The organism is Micromonospora sp. IBHARD003 (genome assembly GCF_056106285.1).
Genome location: NZ_JBWBBX010000001.1, coordinates 1,978,925 through 1,996,859, shown reverse-complemented (window position 1 = coordinate 1,996,859; position 17,935 = coordinate 1,978,925). Strand labels below are relative to the sequence as shown.

Sequence of the window (17,935 nt, the reverse complement as noted above, 5' to 3'; positions counted from 1 at the left end):
GCATCGAAGAAGACCCCAGAAGAAACCCGCCCGCGCCTGCTCCTCATGGACGGGCACTCCCTGGCGTACCGGGCGTTCTTCGCGCTGCCCGCGGAGAACTTCACCACGGAGAGCGGCCAGACGACCAACGCCATCTACGGCTTCGCGTCGATGCTGGCGAACACCCTGCGCGACGAGGCGCCCACGCATTTCGCCGTGGCCTTCGACGTGTCCCGCAAGACCTGGCGCTCCCAGGACTTCCCGGAGTACAAGGCGAACCGCTCCAAGACCCCGGACGAGTTCAAGGGCCAGGTCGAGCTGATCGGCGAGCTGCTCGACACCATGAGCGCGGTGCGCTTCGCGGTGGACGGCTTCGAGGCCGACGACATCATCGCCACCCTCGCCACCCAGGCCGAGGCCGCCGGGTTCGAGGTGCTGATCGTCACCGGTGACCGGGACTCCTTCCAGCTGGTCACCGACCATGTGACCGTGCTCTACCCGACGAAGGGCGTCTCCGAGCTCACCCGCTTCACCCCGCAGAAGGTCGAGGAGAAGTACGGGCTGACCCCGGGGCAGTACCCGGACTTCGCCGCCCTGCGCGGCGACCCGTCGGACAACCTTCCGGGCATCCCCGGTGTCGGCGAGAAGACCGCCACCAAGTGGATCACTCAGTTCGGTTCGTTCGCCGAGCTGGTCGAGCGCGCGGACGAGGTCAAGGGCAAGGTGGGTCAGGCGCTCCGCGACCACCTCGAGGCCGTCAAGCTCAACCGCCATCTGACCGAGCTGGTCAGGGACGTCGAGCTGCCCAAGACCGTCGCGGACCTGGCCAGGGCCCCGTACGACAGGGATGCGCTGAAGGGCTTCCTGGAGGTCCTGGAGATCCGCAACCCGAGCCTGAGGGAGCGGCTGCTCGCCGTCGACCCGGGCGCCGAGGAGGAGGCGGCCCCCGCACCCGCCGCCGGGGTGGAGCTCGACGGGACCGCGCTGGGCACCGGTGAGCTGGCGCCCTGGCTGGAGCAGCACGGCGGGCAGCCGCTCGGTGTGGCCACCGTCGCGAGCTGGGCCCTGGGCGTCGGCAGCGTCAGCGAGATCGCTCTGGCCGCGGCCACAGGGAACGCCGCCTGGTTCGACACCACCAAGCTGGACGAGGCCGACGAGCGGGCCTTCGCCGCCTGGATCGCCGATCCGGCGCGGCCGAAGGTGATGCACAACGCCAAGGAGGCCCTGCGAGCCTTCCCCGAGCACGGCTGGGACATCCAGGGCGTGGCGATGGACACCGCGCTCGCCGCCTATCTGGTCAAGCCGGGCCGCCGCTCCTTCGCGCTGGACGCCCTGTCCGTGGAGTATCTGCACCGCGAGCTCGCCCCGGCCGCCGCCGACGGGCAGCTGGCCTTCGGCACGGACGAGCAGGCCGAGGCCGACGCCCTGATGTCCCAGGCCCGGGCCGTGCTCGACCTGGGCGAGGCCTTCGGCGAGAAGCTGGCGGACGTGGGCGCGGCAGAGCTGCTCCATGAGGTGGAGCTGCCCACGTCCCTGCTGCTGGCCCGGATGGAGCGCCACGGGATCGCCGCCGACCGTGCCCATCTGGAGGCGATGGAGCAGCAGTTCGCCGGAGCCGTGCAGCAGGCCGTCAAGGAGGCGCATGCCTCGGTCGGCCACGAGTTCAACCTCGGCTCGCCCAAGCAGCTCCAGGAGGTCCTGTTCGGCGAGCTGAATCTCCCCAAGACCAAGAAGACCAAGACCGGTTACACCACGGACGCGGACGCGCTGGCCTGGCTGGCCTCCCAGACCGAGCACGAGCTGCCGGTGATCATGCTGCGCCACCGTGAGCAGGCGCGGCTGCGTTCCACGGTCGAGGGCCTGATCAAGACCGTCGCCGCCGACGGCCGGATCCACACCACCTTCAGCCAGACCGTCGCGGCCACCGGACGGCTCTCCTCCACCGACCCGAATCTGCAGAACGTGCCGGTGCGCACGGACGAGGGCCGCGCCATCCGCCGGGGCTTCGTCGTCGGTGAGGGCTTCGAGGCCCTGATGACCGCCGACTACAGCCAGATCGAGCTGCGGGTGATGGCACACCTCTCGGAGGACGAGGATCTCATCGAGGCCTTCACCTCCGGTGAGGACCTGCACACGACGGTCGCCTCCCAGGTCTTCGGCGTCGAGCGGTCCGAGGTCGACGCGGAGATGCGCCGCAAGATCAAGGCGATGTCGTACGGACTGGCGTACGGTCTCTCGGCGTTCGGTCTCTCCCAGCAGCTGAACATCGAGGCGGCCGAGGCGCGGGCGCTGATGGACACCTACTTCGAGCGCTTCGGCGGGGTCCGCGACTATCTGCGCCGGGTGGTGGACGAGGCACGGGCCACCGGCTACACGGCCACGATGCTCGGCCGCCGGCGCTATCTCCCCGACCTCAACAGCGACAACCGCCAGCGCCGTGAGGCCGCCGAGCGGATGGCACTGAACGCACCGATCCAGGGCACGGCCGCGGATATCGTCAAGGTCGCGATGGTGCGTGTCGACAACGCCCTGCGGGCGGCGGGTCTCACCTCACGGATGCTGCTCCAGGTCCACGACGAAATCGTCCTGGAGCTCGCCCCGGGCGAGCGTGAGCGTGTCGAGGAGATCGTCCGCCACGAGATGTCGACGGCCGTGGAGCTGCGGGCGCCGCTGGATGTGTCGGTGGGCGTGGGCCCGGACTGGGAGTCGGCCGCGCACTGACGCTGTGGACACCGGTTGCCCGGCGGGGCTGCGGGCCCCGCCGGGCAACCGGTGTCCAGCGGGTGTGGGTGGGGCGTGGGTGCCTCGCACCGGGCGCGGTGTCAGGCGACTCCCGCACGGTCCCCGCCGGAGTCCCCGGCCGTGTCCACGTCCCCGGCCGCGGACACCTGCGCCCGGCGCCGCGGACGAAGCCGCACCCCCACCGCGTAGAGCACGATGCCCGCGGCCAGCCCCGCACCCGCGCCGAAGCAGGCCGTCGGAATGATGTCGAGGGGCGTGTCGATACGCCCCCAGTACTGGTACCAGCGCACACAGCGGTGGGTGATCCCGGCCAGCACACACACGGCGAGCAGCACCGCGGCGGCGAGCCGCTCCCCGCGGCTGAGCGGGGGCACCCGCGGCGGTGCCCCCGCCGACGGCGTCCCCCGCAGTGCCGAGACGGTGAACCAGACGATGGCGACCAGGGCGACTGCCGAACTGCCGTACTGCGTGTACGTGTAGAGCGGAAAGCCGGCGACGTACTCGCTCAGCACCGGCAGCGCCCGCACGCCCCAGCGGTCGAAGTGGGTGAAGGCGTCCCAGACCACATGCGTGGTCGCGCCGAGCACGGCCGAGACGTAGAAGAGGGACATCGCGGCCGCCGGTGACCGCTGTGGCCGGGGGCGGCCCCTCAGCAGGGCGTGCACGCGCGCCTGGCGTCCGCGCGGCAGCAACGCCACCACGGGATCACGGACCACCAGCCACAGTCCCACCAGCGCCGCCGTGACGACCACATCGAGCGTCAGCACCCCTCGGGCGCTGTGCGTGACGTCCCCGAACAGCATCGCGGAGGGAAACACACTCGCCGCGAAGTACGTCATGTCGGGCGCGAACGACCCCGCGACCAGTGCCGATGCCACCAGCGGGCCGCGTGCCGAGCCATCCCTGCGGATCATCGGCAGCACCGCCGCAGCGTGGCTGAGCGTAAACGGCATGAAGAGCCCCCGTCGGACCGTTTGCGGACAACGTGGCCCAGTATGCGTGACACTGACCGTCCGCTATGCCGCACGGCGCCTGCCTGCCGGGGAGAGGGGCTCCCCTTCGGCCTGTGCGAACAACGGCGGTCTGCCTGCCATACCTCCCGGGGCCGGGTTGCCGCTCGGTGAACAGGGACGGGCAACTGGTCAACAGCGGCCGGGATACCGGTGTTTACCGGTCCGTGATTGACGTAGGGTCGCTGGGGAACGTTGCGCTGGGGAGCGCGAACGGCCGTCGATGGGGAGGGAACACACGTATGGCAGCGCAATTCGGCCGCCGACTGCGCAAGGGGGCGACCAGCACCGCGGTGGCCGCGGCGGCGGTGGCCGCGCTCTCCGCGTCACAGGCGCCGAGTGTCACGGCACACGCACCGGGCGGTGACAACGCGTCGGGTACGACCAACCCGCCCGCGACCTCGGCAACCGGAGGCTCTCCCTACCGCACGGACCTGCCCCCGCTCAATACCCCGAACAAGCCGGGTGTGACTCCTGCGACGCCCGTGGTGACGGGTACGGCCGAAGCGGGTATTCCGGCCACCGTTCTCGACGCCTACAAGCGGGCCGAGTCGTCCATCGCGGCATCCGACCCCGCCTGCCGCCTCCCCTGGCAACTGCTCGCCGCGATCGGGAAGGTGGAGTCGGGCCAGGCCCAAGGCGGACGTGTCGACGCCAATGGCACCACGATCACCCCCATCCTCGGCCCGGTCCTCAACGGTGTCGGCTTCGCCAACATCTCCGACACCGACAACGGCGCCCACGACGGCGACCGCGTCCACGACCGTGCCGTCGGCCCGATGCAGTTCATCCCGTCCACCTGGGCCGGCTGGGGCCAGGACGGCAACGGCGACGGCAGCAAGGACCCGAACAACATCTACGACGCGGCCCTCGCCGCCGGAAAGTACCTGTGCGCCGGCAGTCGTGACCTGTCCCAGTCGGGCGACCTGGAGTCGGCGATCCTCGCCTACAACCCGTCGCGCGAGTATCTGAACACCGTCCTGTCGTGGTTCGACTACTACAAGCGCGGCACGCACGAGGTCCCGAACAGCACGGCCGTGACGCCGGGCGACCGCGACGGCCAGGGCATCTCGCCGGACCCGTCGCCGACCGCTCCCGTCACCCCCGGTACCACTCCGTCCAAGCCCCCGGCCTCCCCGCGCCCCGCCAAGCCGCCGACGACGCCTCCCGCGCCGTCGAAGCCCACGCCGAAGCCGCCCAAGCCCCCGACCCCGACTCCGACGCCCACGCAGAGCGTGGCGCACATCGAGGACGCGGGCAGCAGTCCCCTGGCGGCCATGGCGGGCCAGGAATTCACCGGCCGCGTCAAGGTCCGTGCCGAGAACGGCGCCGGTGCCGCGGTCGCCAAGGCCGAGATCGCCTTCGAGATCGTCGGTGACACCGACGCCCGGTTCAGCGCGGGTCGCACCAAGGTCGTCGTGACGACCGGGACGGACGGAGTCGCCGCCTCGCCCGCGCTGCGCGCAGGTGAGAAGACCGGCAAGTTCACGGTCCGGGCCACCGTCCTCGGCCGCGATCTCGCCGGGGTCGACAGTGCGGCGACCGTCACGCCCCGTCAGGCCGACGCGCTGGTGCGGACCGGCGACAAGGAGCTGACGGCCGTGACCGGAGCCGAGTTCGCCGAACCGGTCGAGGTCAAGGCCACGCTCAAGGGCGCCGTTGCCCCGGGGGTGGCGGTCACCGCCACCATGATCACCGCGGCCGACAACCCGGCCGAGAACACCGAGGGGCCCTGCTTCAAGGACGCGGAGGGCAAGCCCGTCCGCACCCTGACCGGGCTGAAGACCGACGCGCAGGGAGCGCTCGTCCTCCCGAAGCTGTACGCCGGTGACAAGGCGGGCACCTTCCTGCTGCGTCTCACCGCCGAAGGAGGCGCGACGCTCACCCTCGAACTGAAGGTCACCGCCCCGGCCCCCGGCGCCGAACCGGCGGCCTGACGCCCGGCCCGTACCCGGTCCCGCACCGCCCCTGCGCCGCGAACGGCGCAGGGGCGGTGCCGTTTCTGCGCTCCCGCGGACCGTTCCGTGCCGTGCGACGTGTTCTCATCTCGCGACCGCGTTGCTACGGTGCCACGACCCCCGGCGTTCTGACGCCGCATCAGATTCGTGCTTCCGGGAGGACGGCCATGCGTGCCCTCGTCGCCGCAGTCATCGGGCTGGCCCCGGTGCTCCTCGTCATGCTGCTCATCGCGGTGATCGACGTGCCCCCGGGAGAGACCTCCCCCAAGCCCCTCCTCACCACCGTCCCAGGCCCCAAGAAGTAGAGGGGAGAAGCAGCCGCCATGCGCCGTCGAGCCAGCCTGGTCCTCCTCGCCCTCGCCGTCTTCTTCGGCGCGCTGGCGCCCGTGCTGCGCTGGTACGCCTTCCCGAGGCTGGCGAAGATCCCGCCCTCGCAGTACCAGGAGATGGTGCTGGAGGCGAAGCCCGCGACCCTGGTGCGCTACGACACCCTGCAGGCGGAGCAGGTCGACAAGGTCACCATCGTGCAGACCCTCAAGGGCAACGTCGAGGAGTCCGAACGGATCGAGCGGGACGCCGGGCGCGACGTCGTGGTCTGGGACTCGCTGTCGTACGTCCAGGGCCCCGGCGGCGCGATGGTCTCCCAGATCCCCGAGCGCTACATCTTCGACGCCCACACCCAGGCCCCTGTGCACGGCACCGGCGAATCGGTCGACGGGGATCCGGTGCGGCGCGAGGGCATCGAGTACAAGTGGCCCTTCCTGACCGAGAAGAGGGACTACGAGTACTTCGACGCCCAGACCCGTACCTCGGCGCCCATCCACTACAAGGGCACGAGGACGTTCCGCGGCCTCGAGGTCTACTACTTCGAGCAGACGATCCCCTGGACGAAGGTCCCGTACCCCAAGCGCATGCCGATACCGGGCGTCGACGCGTCCACGCTGGAGAAGCAGACCGGCACCACCCGCTGGTACACCACCAAGCGGATGTTCTGGGTCGAGCCGGTCACCGGCGCTCCCGTCAACGGCGAGGAGATCCATACCGAGGAGCTTCGCGGTGGCTCCCTCCTCGGCGGCCGCGACAAGCTCACGGCGTTCTCGGGGCATGTGCGGATGCGCGAGGACTACGTGGACCACACGGTCGCCCTGGTCACGGCCAACCGCACGACGGTGCTGCTCCTCGTCTCGTACCTGCCCTGGGGCTTCGCGACGCTGGGCCTGGTCCTGCTCGCGCTCTCCCTCTGGCTCGAGGCGCGATCCCGGAGGCCGGACGGCCCGGTGGCGGCACGCCGCGCACCGGAGCCGGTCACCGCTTGACGCCGCGCGTGGGCTCCGCCGCGAGCGGATCGAGGTGGAGGTCCCCCAGGCCGAAGGCTATGAGGGAGGGTCCTCGGGCCACGGGTGCTTCGGGTAGCGGCCCCGCAGCTCGGCCCGCACTGCGCGGTAGCCGTCGCTCCAGAAGGACGCGAGATCGGCGGTGACGGCGGCGGGCCGCCCCGCCGGAGACAGCAGATGCACCAGCACCGGCACCCCCGCGACGACCGGCGTCGCCGACAGGCCGAACAGCGCCTGGAGCTTCGCGGCGAGCACAGGCCGCTCGCCTGAGTAGTCGATCCGGACCCGGGAGCCGCTCGGCACCTCGATGCGTTCGGGCGCGAGCTCATCCAGGCGAGAGGCCTCACCGGACGCCCACGGCAGCAGTCGCCGCAGCGCCTGCCCGGCGTCGATACGGCCCAGATCCGCACGGCGGCGGGCCCGCGACAGCTCCGGCTCGAGCCATTCCCCGGCACGGTCCAGCAGCGCCTCGTCCGTCACCGCCGGCCATGCCCCGCCCAGCACCCGGTGGACGAAGGCGAGCCGCTGTCTCAGCACCGCCGCGTCCCGTGACCAGGCGAGCAGCCCGAGGCCCTCCCGCCGCAGCCCCTCCAGCAGGGCCTCCCGCACCAGGGCGGGCCGGGGCTCCCCGAGCGGCCGCACCGTCAGCTCGACCGCCCCGAGCCGCCGCACCCGCCGTGCCACGACATCGCCGTCCTCCCAGTGCACCTCCTCGCCGTCGACGAGCAGATGCGCGGCGGCGCCGGTCGCCGTGTCCTCGTCGACGACGGCGGCGAGCCGCACCCGCGCCGACGCGGCGTGCGCGGCCCTGTCCGCCACGGCCACGGCCAGCCAGGGGGCGCTCCGCAGCCGTGAGCCTTCACCGAGCTCCGCGCCGGTCCCGGACGCCATCAGGAACGCCCGCTCCCCGCGGGCCCGGGCGACCCGCTCCGGGAAGGCCAGCGCGGTGACGAACCCGGCGACGGTGTCGTCCGCAGCGGGGGAGGCGCCGGCGCGGGCGCGGAGAGCCCCGGCGGCACCGGGGTCGTCGGCGGCGGCACCACGCGCCCCGGGCGCGGGGCCTTCGTCCCGGTCCGCGGCCGTGCCGGCGAGCGAACGCGCCAGCCGTTCGGACTCCGCCCGCCAGCGCGCCCCGTAGGCGTCCTTGCCACGGCGTGCCGTGCGCCATGCCTCGGCGAGGTCGTCCCCGTACTCCCGCGGCGGCTCCTCGCTCAGCAGGGCCACCACCTCGGCCGCCCGCCGCACTCCCACCTCCGCGGCGCCGTCCACCAGCGCCCGGCCGAGCCGCGGATGGACACCGAGGCGGGCCAGCCGGGTGCCCCGGTCCGTGGCGCGCCCCGAGGGGTCCACCGCACCGATCGCCGAGAGCACCGACCCGGCCGCGGCCATGGCACCGCCGGGCGGCGGATCGAGCAGGGCGAGCCCGGCGGGTCTCCCCAGCACGCCGCCTGGAGGGCGAACGCCGTCAGATCGGCGACCTGGATCTCGGGAGCGGGGAAGCGGGGCAGCCGTACGTCCTCCGCCTCGGACCAGCAGCGGTAGACGGTGCCCGGCGCCTCACGCCCCGCCCTGCCCGCCCGCTGGCGGGCCGCAGCCCGGGAGGCCCGTACGGTGGTCAGCGAGCCGATACCCCGGGCGTGGTCCATCCGCGGCTCCCGCGCCAGGCCCGAGTCCACGACGACCCGCACCCCCGGCACGGTCAGCGACGACTCCGCCACCGACGTCGCCAGCACGACCCGCCGGCCATGGCCCGGTGCCAGCACCGCGTCCTGCACCGCCGCCGGAGCGCGCCCGTGCACCTGCAGCACCTCGGCGTCCAGGCCCGACAGCAGCCCCGCGACCCGGGCGATCTCGCCGACCCCCGGCAGGAAGCACAGGACGTCGCCGTCATGGGCGGCCAGCGCCCCGCGCACCACCGACGCCACATGCGCCAGCAGGGCGGGATCGACACGCATCCCGTGCGCAGGACGCACCGGGACGGCGGGCGGAGCCCAGACCACCTCAACCGGATGGGCGACTCCCTCGGCCTCGACCACCGGTGCGTCGCCCAGCAGCCGGGCCCACCCGGCCGCGTCCGTCGTCGCGGACGCCGCCACCAGCCGCAGATCCGGCCGCAGGGCCGCACGCACATCCAGCAGGAACGCCGCCACCGTGTCCGCGTCGAGATGCCGCTCGTGGCACTCGTCGAGGATCACCGCACCCACGCCCGCCAACTCCTGGTCCCGCTGCAGGCGCTGCAGCAGCACTCCCGTGGTGACCACCTCGACGACGGTCCCGGGACCCACCCGGCGCTCGCCTCGCACGGTGAACCCGACCCGCCCGCCGACGCGCTCCCCGAGCAGCCACGCCATCCGCCGGGCAGCGGCCCGTGCCGCGATCCGGCGCGGCTCCGCGACCAGGACCCTCCCGCCACCCGCGGGGGAGGAGCCTCGTGCCGTGCCCCCGGCCAGCCCCGCCAGGGCCAGCGGGACGAGCGTCGTCTTGCCCGTCCCGGGCGGCGCACAGAGCACGGCGGCACCGTGCTCCTCCAGCGCCCGCTCCAGCGCGGGCACGGCGGTGCGCACGGGCAGCCCCGCCAGGGCGTCCTCGTGGATCACGCAGCCGGCTCTTCACGCTCGCAGACGAAGACCGCCGTGCCGGGGATCAGATGGCCCCGCAGCGGGGACCAGCCGCCCCACTCCTGGCCGTTCCAGTCCGGCCACTCCGGCTCGACCAGATCCACCAGCCGGAAGCCCCCGGCCACCAGATCGCGCACCCAGTCGCCGATCGTGCGGTGGTGTTCCACGTAGACCGCGCGGCCCTGCTCGTCCTGTTCGACGTACGGGGTGCGGTCGAAATAGGAGGCGGCCACGCTCAGCCCCTCGGGGCCGGGCTCGTCCGGGAAGGCCCAGCGGACCGGATGCGTCACCGAGAAGACCCAGCGACCCCCCGGCCGCAGCACCCGCCACACCTCGCGGAACACCTTGGCGGCGTCGGGAACGAACGGCACCGCGCCGTAGGCCGAGCACGCCAGCCCGAAGGAGCCGTCGGCGAACGGGAGCGCCCCCGCGTCCGCCTCCACGAGCGGGAAGGAGGCACCGATGCGCAGGGCGTGCTGCAGCTGCCGGTGCGAAAGGTCCAGGGCCACGGGCCGTGCCCCCTGGGCCGCCAGCCAGCGCGAGCACTGCGCCGCGCCCGCCCCGATCTCCAGCACGGCCGCGTCCTTCAGGGACTCCGCAGGGCCCAGCAGCCGGGCGTCGGCCTCGTCGAGCCCCTCGGGGCCCCATACGAACCGGTCGTCGCCCAGGAACGAGCCGTGCTCGAGCTGGTACTCGTCCGCGTTCCGGTCCCACCAGCAGCGGCTGGCCCGGCTGCTCTCCGCGTACCCGGCCGTCCGGCGAACGGCCTGCGGGTCGTCCGCCTGCGGCCCGTGCCCTGCGGTCTCCGGTTCGTACTCTTGGATCATCTCGCCCGTCGTTGTACGTTGCTGGAGCCCCGCCCGGAGGTGCCGCGCCGTCCGCGACGCGTGCGCCGTCGTGTCGCACGTCGTGTCGCAACGGGGCGAGGCGTGGCCATCGTGGCCTTGGGAAACCTTAGTTGTGCCGGGTATGCGTCGTTCCGCCCCGGGTGGTGGCCTTCGCGCATTGACCATGCCCAGCCGCCCCCTTATGCTAAAGGTTGCGCTGCGGGCTTGCGCGCCTCAGACGGAGCAGGCCGCGCTCGCATCTGTTGTATGTCCCCTCGGTTCTCGAGGCGCCATTCCCACCGGGTTGGCGCTTCCTTGGCTGTCCGGCTTCTTCAGCTGCGATACGGGCTCACGGCGTAGCAGTACCTACGACTTCAATGTCCGTACCGGAGCCCTTTCCCACATGACGAGCAGCACCGAGACCACCGCCACCACCCCGCAGGTTGCGGTCAACGACATCGGTAACGAGGAAGCCTTCCTCGCCGCGATCGACGAGACGATCAAGTACTTCAACGACGGCGACATCGTCGACGGCGTCATCGTGAAGGTCGACCGGGACGAGGTCCTGCTCGACATCGGTTACAAGACCGAAGGTGTCATCCCGAGCCGCGAGCTCTCGATCAAGCACGACGTCGACCCGAACGAGGTCGTCAAGGTCGGCGACGAGATCGAGGCCCTGGTTCTCCAGAAGGAGGACAAGGAAGGCCGCCTGATCCTCTCGAAGAAGCGCGCCCAGTACGAGCGCGCCTGGGGCACCATCGAGAAGATCAAGGAAGAGGACGGCATCGTCACCGGTACCGTCATCGAGGTCGTCAAGGGTGGTCTCATCCTCGACATCGGCCTCCGCGGCTTCCTCCCGGCCTCCCTGGTCGAGATGCGCCGTGTCCGCGATCTCCAGCCGTACGTCGGCAAGGAGCTCGAGGCCAAGATCATCGAGCTGGACAAGAACCGCAACAACGTGGTCCTGTCCCGCCGTGCCTGGCTGGAGCAGACCCAGTCCGAGGTCCGCCAGACGTTCCTCACCACCCTCCAGAAGGGTCAGGTCCGTTCCGGCGTCGTCTCCTCGATCGTCAACTTCGGTGCCTTCGTGGACCTGGGTGGCGTCGACGGTCTGGTCCACGTCTCCGAGCTGTCCTGGAAGCACATCGACCACCCGTCCGAGGTCGTCGAGGTCGGTCAGGAAGTCACCGTCGAGGTTCTCGACGTCGACATGGACCGCGAGCGTGTCTCCCTGTCGCTGAAGGCGACGCAGGAGGACCCGTGGCAGCAGTTCGCCCGTACGCACCAGATCGGTCAGGTCGTCCCGGGCAAGGTCACCAAGCTGGTTCCGTTCGGTGCGTTCGTCCGCGTGGACGAGGGCATCGAGGGTCTGGTCCACATCTCCGAGCTGGCCGAGCGCCACGTGGAGATCCCGGAGCAGGTCGTCCAGGTCAACGACGAGATCTTCGTCAAGGTCATCGACATCGACCTCGAGCGTCGCCGGATCTCGCTGTCCCTGAAGCAGGCCAACGAGTCCTTCGGTGCCGACCCGGCGTCGGTCGAGTTCGACCCGACCCTGTACGGCATGGCCGCGTCCTACGACGACCAGGGCAACTACATCTACCCCGAGGGCTTCGACCCCGAGACCAACGACTGGCTCGACGGGTTCGAGAAGCAGCGCGAGGAGTGGGAGCGCCAGTACGCCGAGGCGCAGCAGCGCTTCGAGCAGCACCAGGCGCAGGTCATCAAGTCCCGCGAGGCCGACGAGGCCGCCGCTGCCGAGGGTGGCGCCGCCGCTCCGGCCGCTGCACCGCAGGGTGGTTCGTACTCCTCGGAGTCGGACGACAACTCCGGCGCCCTGGCGTCGGACGAGGCCCTCGCCGCCCTCCGCGAGAAGCTGGCCGGCGGCCAGAGCTGACCCGGCTGGAGCTGACCAGGCTCACCGCCTGACACCAGCGGCTGAACAGCAGTACCGAGGCCCGTCCCCTTTGTGGGGGCGGGCCTCGGCCTGTGTGCGGCCGCGGCGACGAATCGCCCGGGGCGCGTACCCCCGGGAATGACCGCTCCCTCCGTGATGTTGTAACGGGCAATCGGAAGAGGAGCGGTAACGGTGCTTGATCCGCAGGGTTTGTACGAGTGGGAGCCGAAGGGCCTTGCCGTCGTCGACATGGCGCTGGCACAGGAGTCGGCCGGGCTGGTGATGCTCTACCACTTCGACGGCTACATCGACGCGGGGGAGGCCGGTGAGCAGATCGTGGACACGCTGCTCGAGTCGCTTCCGCACCAGGTGGTGGCCCGCTTCGACCACGACAGGCTCGTCGACTACCGTGCGCGCCGACCGCTGCTGAACTTCCGGCGCGACCGCTGGACGGGCTATGAGACGCCCGCCCTTGAGGTGCGCCTGGTCCAGGACGCCACCGGCGCGCCGTTCCTGCTGCTCTCGGGGCCCGAGCCCGACGTCGAGTGGGAGCGCTTCGCCGCCGCGGTCCGGCAGATCATCGAACGTCTCGGGGTGCGCCTCTCCGTGAACTTCCACGGCATCCCCATGGGCGTCCCGCACACCCGTCCCGTGGGAATCACCCCGCACGGCAATCGCACCGACCTCATGCCGGGCCACCGCAGCCCCTTCGACGAAGCGCAGGTGCCGGGCAGCGCGGAGGCGCTCGTCGAGTACCGCCTGATGCAGTGGGGTCACGACGTCCTCGGCGTCGCCGCGCACGTACCGCACTACGTCGCCCGCTCCGCCTACCCTGACGCGGCACTCACCGCCCTCGAGGCGATCACGGCCGCGACGGGACTGGTCCTGCCGAGCGTGGCCCATGCCCTGCGCGCCCAGGCCCAGCGCACCCAGACCGAGATCGAGCGGCAGATCGGCGAAGGCGACGAGGAGCTCGTAACCCTGGTGCGCGGGCTAGAGCACCAGTACGACGCGATGGCCGGTGCCGAGACGCGCGGAAGCCTGGTGGCCGAACCGGTGGACCTGCCGTCCGCGGACGAGATCGGCCGCGAGTTCGAGCGCTTCCTGGCCGAGCGGGAGGGCGACGTCTAGGTCCTGTCCGGGCGATCTTCTCGGGCCCGCGACGACAGCTACGGTACCTCGCTGCGTTGGCGGAGTCGCCCATGTACGCCCAGTACGAGGGCGATCTCCCCCAGCCTCCGGCCGGGGGTACCCCCACCGCCTTGCGATGCACCGCATCTGACGCCGCGAGCTGGTCCTCAAAGATCGCCCGGACAGGACCCAGCCGCGCCGACAAGGCGGAGCGTCACCCTCCCATACTGGGTGTATTCGGGCGATTCGACGTGCAGCGTGGGGGTGTCTCCCAGCGGTAGCTGGGGGAGTGCCGTGGCCGGCGTAGTGCGCCCGCTGGGGATTACGGGACAGCCCTTAAGCTTCCGCTCATGCTGAAGGTGGGCCTGACCGGCGGAATCGGCGCCGGCAAGAGCGAAGTGTCGCGACTGCTCGTGTCGTACGGGGCGGTCCTCATCGACGCCGACAGGATCGCGCGAGAGGTCGTGGAGCCCGGGACGCCCGGGCTGGCGGCCATCGTCGAGACGTTCGGCCCCGAGATCCTCACCGCCGACGGCGGACTCGACCGTCCCAAGCTCGGTTCCCTCGTGTTCGCGGACGCCGCCCGCCGCGCCGAGCTCAACGCGATCGTGCACCCCCTCGTCGGGGCACGGTCCGCCGAACTCGAAGCGGCGGCAGGCCCCGACGCGGTGGTGATCCACGACGTACCACTGCTCGCCGAGAACCACCTCGCTCCGCTGTACGACCTGGTCGTGGTGGTGGACGCGAGCGAGGAAACCCAGCTGGACCGGCTGGTGCGCCTGCGCGGGATGGCCGAGTCCGACGCCCGGGCGCGTATGGCCGCGCAGGCCACCCGTGAGGAGCGGCGCACCATCGCCGATCTGGTCATCGACAACGACGGTCCGCTGGAGGCGCTGGAACCGCAGGTCCGTGAGGTGTGGGCGGTGCTGACCCGGCGGGCGGCCGGCTAAGGGCTGGACTGCCCTTGGGCCGCGTCGACGGGCTGCGGGGACCGCTCCGCGTGTCCGCCCGGCACTGTGTTCGCCTGGCACTCGCTGTCACTGGGCTCCGAGCCGTCGGCGTACTTCCTTGCGATGTACCGTCTCGCGAACCCTGCGTTTCCCCGGAATAGCCGTGCACCGGGGGATGTTGAATCGCCGGGACAAGGGGAAGGATGCGAGCGTGCCCGAGACGAATCCGGAGACTCACGTCATCGATTTCCGCGCAGCCGAGCAGCTGCTCGCGGCCCGGGACCCACGTGGTGCGGTGAAGCTGCTGGACTCGGTGATCGCGGCCCACCCCGAGAACACGGCGGCCCGGCTGCTGCGTGCCCGCGCCTTCTTCGCGGCAGCCCAACTACGCCCGGCGGAGCTGGAGTTCGAGCTTGTGCTGGAGCGCGAGCCGGACAATGCGTTCGCCCACTTCGCCCTCGCCCGCACCTACCAGCGCTCGGGCCGCCCCGAGCAGGCCCAGAAGCACTTCCGGCTGGCCGCCGCGCTCGACCCCAAGCCGGAGTACCTGGAGGCGGCCCGCTTCGAGAACTGACCCCCGGCCGTCCGGGGTCGGCCGGGCCGGGACCGGCGGTCAGCGCAGCGGTCTGTTGTCGCCCCGGTCGGGTTCGTACGGCGGGATGTCCGGACCCGGCTGATAGTGCGGTCCCTGGTGGAGCCGGTGCACCACCATCATGAGATCCGCCGAAATGATCACGACCAGGACCGCGCACGCGATCGCCCAGCCCGGCCGGGCGGTCAGCGCGAAGAGGGCCGTGCCCGCGATTGCCCACAGCAGGCCCCATACACTCAGCCAGAATCGCATCCGCAGCGCACTGCGCGCGGTTGCGGGCTCACTCCCAGTGCGCATGGCCATCGCCTTCTCCACTCCAGCATCTCACCCGGATTCCGCCGGATATGCCGAGGGCCTTCGAAGCGGGACGGGGGACCCCGCCGGGCGATCCCGTCCGACGGGCGACGGCGCTTACGTGCCCGGAAATCCCCCGAGCGGACAGCGATGAGTTCCGTGCCCGCGTGGGGTCTGAATCCGTGAATGCGCCGGCGACGCCCGCGCTCCGACGGAGGAGACCACGATGTCCGCAACCAACCCGGCCTCCAGCGCCGCGGCTACCACCGAGCCCAGCCGAGGCGGGGACTTCAGGCCGCTGAGCCGCCGGTCGCACCGCGCCGTCCTGGCGCTGCAGATCGCACTGGCGCTGTTCTTCGCCGTCGCGAGCGCACTGCCCAAGCTCATCGGACACGCTTCGGCCGCTTCGACGTTCGATGAGATCGGCTTCGGCGACTGGTTGATGTACCTGGTCGGAGTCCTGGAGCTCGCCGGTGCCGTGGCGCTGGTGGTTCCGATGCTGGCCGGTGCCTCCGCCCTGGCCCTGATCGGGCTGATGGCCGGTGCCTTCATCACCCAGCTGACCGTGTTCGACGGGAAGTACGCGTTCACTCCGGTGGTTCTGGCGATCCTGCTCTCGATCATCGCCTGGAACCGCCGCGGCAGCACCGCCGAGCTGACGGCCGCGGTCAGGGCGCGCTTCTGAAAGCCCGGCACAGGGCCCGCAGCCAGCTCTGGGCGGTCGGCCGGACGGCCATCTCGTTCATCCCACTCGTCGACGGTCAGATCGTCGAGGGGCGAGGCGGGCGTGCAGGTCGTCCCGCCGGGTCACGTCCGTACCTCAGTGCACGAAGCTGTAGCTGAGCCAGGGCGTCGTGCCGGGAGCGATGTTGTCGAAGAGCGTCGTGCCGATGTAGCCGGACTCGCTGCCCTTACAGTCCGGCTGCCGGTACAGGAAGATGTCGACCAGCGTGGCGTTCTCGACCCGGTGCGCCCCCTTCGGGATGAACGGGAAGCAGCCGGTGACCCGGGGGTTGGACACCTTGACGACGCGTTTGTCCTCGGTCTCGTAGATGACGGTGCCCACCGCGGTCCGGCCGAGACCGGAGCAGCCCGCGACGGCGAGGGTCAGAAGCAGTGTCCCGGCGGCGATGCCGGGACGCCGGAGGTGCGGCATGGCTGGTCCTCGTCTGTCGTCTGTGGGATCCGGATCGTGATCACCACGTTGCCGGACATCCGCCGAGGAGGCACGCCATAGGCGGCCGCACAGGGGATCCGGACGCTCGACCGGTGGTCACGACAGGAATACCGTTGAGTCGAGGACCGACATGGACGGCAGGGGGTGCCGTGATGGTCGAAGAGCTGGTGACGCTGGGCGTGGCGGCCGGGTCCGCTCTGGTGGTCTACAGCCTGGCCGCGGCCAGGGTCATCAAGCAGTACGAGCGGGGCGTGGTGTTCCGTCTCGGACGGCTGCGTGCCCGCGTCCGCGAACCGGGATTCACCATGATCATTCCGGTGGTCGACCGCATGCGCAAAGTGAACATGCAGATCGTGACCATGCCGGTGCCCGCCCAGGAGGGCATCACCAGGGACAACGTCACGGTCAGGGTGGACGCCGTCGTGTACTTCAAGGTGGTGGACGCGGCCGACGCGGTGGTCAGCGTCGAGGACTACCGTTTCGCGGTCTCCCAGATGGCGCAGACCTCTCTGCGCTCGATCATCGGCAAGAGCGAGCTGGACGATCTGCTGTCCAACCGGGAGAAGCTCAATCAGGGCCTGGAACTGATGATCGACAGCCCGGCGCTCGGCTGGGGTGTGAGCGTCGACCGGGTGGAGATCAAGGACGTCTCGCTGCCCGAGACGATGAAGCGCTCGATGGCACGGCAGGCCGAGGCGGACCGGGAGCGCCGGGCCAGGGTCATCAACGCGGATGCGGAACTCCAGGCGTCCAAGAAGCTGGCGGAGGCTGCCCACCAGATGGCCGACGCGCCCTCGGCCCTGCAGCTGCGACTGCTGCAGACGGTGATGGCCGTGGCCGCCGAGAAGAACTCCACGCTGGTGCTCCCCATCCCCGTCGAGCTGCTGCGCTTCCTCGAGCACGGCACACGTTCCGCCGGGCAGCCCCTCCCGCCGTCCGCCGAGCAGTCCACTGCCGCCGCAGCGCCCGTGGACTCGCGGAAACCGGCCACGACCGGTGACGCGGCGGAACCCCAGGCGCCGCCGGCCCTTGAAGGGCTGAAGGGGCTGGACGGGCTGACCGGCCTGGACCTGCCACTGCCGGACGCGTCCGTGCCGCCGACGCCGCAGGAGTCCTCGCCCCAGCAGGAGTCCTCGCCCGAGCAGGAGTACGAGGTCGACGCACGTGGACGGGAGGAGCAGCGGGCTGCCGACGGGCCGGGGTGACCGGTGGAGCCGTTGTGACGTCGGTCAGGGGGCCGTATCCGTTGCCGGCGCGGGCTGCCGTACGGGCCCCCGACCGTGGCCGGGGGCCCGTACCGACGCCTCGGCGCACCCGGTCCCGCGCATGCCCAGGGGCTCACGAGGGGCATTGTCAGAGCCCGCCCGTATGGTCGTTGTCCGAAGGAGTCACCGGGACTCGGCCATGGGAGGGGAGGTGCCCCGCG

The 17,935-nt window shown here is 71.4% G+C and carries 13 protein-coding genes and 2 pseudogenes; 10 read left to right on the top strand and 5 right to left on the bottom strand.

All coding sequences use genetic code 11. The features are described 5' to 3' along the window. Positions 1 to 45: 45 nt before the first annotated feature. Positions 46 to 2,700 (top strand): DNA polymerase I, encoded by a 2,655-nt coding sequence (gene polA / locus ACTWOL_RS08855; RefSeq protein WP_474301122.1) that lies wholly within the window; start codon positions 46 to 48, stop codon positions 2,698 to 2,700. A gap of 101 nt (positions 2,701 to 2,801) precedes the next feature. Here polA and ACTWOL_RS08850 read toward each other — a convergent pair whose 3' ends face one another. After that, positions 2,802 to 3,674: a DUF4184 family protein gene (locus ACTWOL_RS08850; RefSeq protein ID WP_474296037.1), complete on the bottom strand. Its 873-nt coding sequence runs from the start codon at positions 3,672 to 3,674 to the stop codon at positions 2,802 to 2,804. Between the two features lie 299 nt (positions 3,675 to 3,973). On the opposite strand from ACTWOL_RS08850, the gene ACTWOL_RS08845 reads away from it, so the two are divergent. The 3 genes from ACTWOL_RS08845 to pgfA all read left to right on the top strand — a co-directional run bounded on the left by ACTWOL_RS08845 (position 3,974) and on the right by pgfA (position 7,005). Further along, positions 3,974 to 5,668, top strand: a complete 1,695-nt coding sequence (locus tag ACTWOL_RS08845; RefSeq protein WP_474296036.1) for a lytic transglycosylase domain-containing protein — start codon at positions 3,974 to 3,976, stop codon at positions 5,666 to 5,668. A 188-nt stretch (positions 5,669 to 5,856) separates the two neighbouring features. Next, a complete protein-coding gene (locus ACTWOL_RS08840) occupies positions 5,857 to 5,994 on the top strand; it encodes an SPW_0924 family protein (protein ID WP_474296035.1) in 138 nt (45 codons plus the stop codon). An 18-nt stretch (positions 5,995 to 6,012) separates the two neighbouring features. Beyond that, positions 6,013 to 7,005 (top strand): cell envelope lipid trafficking protein PgfA, encoded by a 993-nt coding sequence (gene pgfA / locus ACTWOL_RS08835; RefSeq protein ID WP_474296034.1) that lies wholly within the window; start codon positions 6,013 to 6,015, stop codon positions 7,003 to 7,005. Between the two features lie 57 nt (positions 7,006 to 7,062). Here pgfA and hrpB read toward each other — a convergent pair. Further along, positions 7,063 to 9,617: pseudogene (hrpB, locus tag ACTWOL_RS08830) on the bottom strand (ATP-dependent helicase HrpB). Then, positions 9,617 to 10,468: a class I SAM-dependent methyltransferase gene (locus ACTWOL_RS08825; RefSeq protein WP_474296033.1), complete on the bottom strand. Its 852-nt coding sequence runs from the start codon at positions 10,466 to 10,468 to the stop codon at positions 9,617 to 9,619. Before ACTWOL_RS08825 ends, hrpB begins: the two are co-directional and overlap by 1 nt. Positions 10,469 to 10,871: 403 nt before the next feature. Between ACTWOL_RS08825 and rpsA the strand changes: the two genes are divergently transcribed. The 4 genes from rpsA (at position 10,872) to ACTWOL_RS08805 (ending at position 15,020) form a co-directional block, all read left to right on the top strand. After that, the gene (rpsA, locus tag ACTWOL_RS08820; RefSeq protein ID WP_338676048.1) at positions 10,872 to 12,365 is read left to right on the top strand and encodes a 30S ribosomal protein S1; all 1,494 of its coding nucleotides are present in this window, start codon (positions 10,872 to 10,874) and stop codon (positions 12,363 to 12,365) included. A gap of 192 nt (positions 12,366 to 12,557) precedes the next feature. Next, the gene (locus ACTWOL_RS08815) at positions 12,558 to 13,496 is read left to right on the top strand and encodes a PAC2 family protein (protein WP_474296032.1); all 939 of its coding nucleotides are present in this window, start codon (positions 12,558 to 12,560) and stop codon (positions 13,494 to 13,496) included. A gap of 350 nt (positions 13,497 to 13,846) precedes the next feature. After that, complete coding sequence (gene coaE, locus ACTWOL_RS08810; RefSeq protein WP_474296031.1) at positions 13,847 to 14,446, top strand: dephospho-CoA kinase; 600 nt, start codon at positions 13,847 to 13,849, stop codon at positions 14,444 to 14,446. A 211-nt stretch (positions 14,447 to 14,657) separates the two neighbouring features. Then, the gene (locus ACTWOL_RS08805) at positions 14,658 to 15,020 is read left to right on the top strand and encodes a tetratricopeptide repeat protein (RefSeq protein ID WP_474296030.1); all 363 of its coding nucleotides are present in this window, start codon (positions 14,658 to 14,660) and stop codon (positions 15,018 to 15,020) included. Between the two features lie 39 nt (positions 15,021 to 15,059). Here ACTWOL_RS08805 and ACTWOL_RS08800 read toward each other — a convergent pair whose 3' ends face one another. Beyond that, positions 15,060 to 15,335 (bottom strand): DUF6343 family protein, encoded by a 276-nt coding sequence (locus tag ACTWOL_RS08800; protein ID WP_474296029.1) that lies wholly within the window; start codon positions 15,333 to 15,335, stop codon positions 15,060 to 15,062. 223 nt (positions 15,336 to 15,558) lie between these two features. Here ACTWOL_RS08800 and ACTWOL_RS08795 point away from each other — a divergent pair, with 223 nt between their 5' ends. Further along, positions 15,559 to 16,017, top strand: coding sequence for a DoxX family protein (locus tag ACTWOL_RS08795; protein WP_474296028.1), 459 nt, complete (start codon positions 15,559 to 15,561; stop codon positions 16,015 to 16,017). A 135-nt stretch (positions 16,018 to 16,152) separates the two neighbouring features. Here ACTWOL_RS08795 and ACTWOL_RS08790 read toward each other — a convergent pair whose 3' ends face one another. Beyond that, entirely contained in the window at positions 16,153 to 16,488 is a 336-nt protein-coding gene (locus tag ACTWOL_RS08790; RefSeq protein WP_474296027.1) for a hypothetical protein, read from the bottom strand. Positions 16,489 to 16,661: 173 nt separating this feature from the next. On the opposite strand from ACTWOL_RS08790, the pseudogene ACTWOL_RS08785 reads away from it, so the two are divergent. After that, a pseudogene (locus ACTWOL_RS08785) lies at positions 16,662 to 17,474 on the top strand (slipin family protein); the annotation flags it as partial. Positions 17,475 to 17,935 lie beyond the last annotated feature (461 nt).

Excerpts from the sequence above, each read along its gene's own strand:
- polA (WP_474301122.1), top strand. The coding sequence starts at position 46 with ATGGACGGGCACTCCCTGGCGTACCGGGCGTTCTTCGCGCTGCCCGCG.
- ACTWOL_RS08850 (WP_474296037.1), bottom strand. The coding sequence starts at position 3,674 with ATGCCGTTTACGCTCAGCCACGCTGCGGCGGTGCTGCCGATGATCCGC.
- ACTWOL_RS08845 (WP_474296036.1), top strand. The coding sequence starts at position 3,974 with ATGGCAGCGCAATTCGGCCGCCGACTGCGCAAGGGGGCGACCAGCACC.
- ACTWOL_RS08840 (WP_474296035.1), top strand. The coding sequence starts at position 5,857 with ATGCGTGCCCTCGTCGCCGCAGTCATCGGGCTGGCCCCGGTGCTCCTC.
- pgfA (WP_474296034.1), top strand. The coding sequence starts at position 6,013 with ATGCGCCGTCGAGCCAGCCTGGTCCTCCTCGCCCTCGCCGTCTTCTTC.
- ACTWOL_RS08825 (WP_474296033.1), bottom strand. The coding sequence starts at position 10,468 with ATGATCCAAGAGTACGAACCGGAGACCGCAGGGCACGGGCCGCAGGCG.
- rpsA (WP_338676048.1), top strand. The coding sequence starts at position 10,872 with ATGACGAGCAGCACCGAGACCACCGCCACCACCCCGCAGGTTGCGGTC.
- coaE (WP_474296031.1), top strand. The coding sequence starts at position 13,847 with ATGCTGAAGGTGGGCCTGACCGGCGGAATCGGCGCCGGCAAGAGCGAA.
- ACTWOL_RS08800 (WP_474296029.1), bottom strand. The coding sequence starts at position 15,335 with ATGCGCACTGGGAGTGAGCCCGCAACCGCGCGCAGTGCGCTGCGGATG.
- ACTWOL_RS08795 (WP_474296028.1), top strand. The coding sequence starts at position 15,559 with ATGTCCGCAACCAACCCGGCCTCCAGCGCCGCGGCTACCACCGAGCCC.
- ACTWOL_RS08790 (WP_474296027.1), bottom strand. The coding sequence starts at position 16,488 with ATGCCGCACCTCCGGCGTCCCGGCATCGCCGCCGGGACACTGCTTCTG.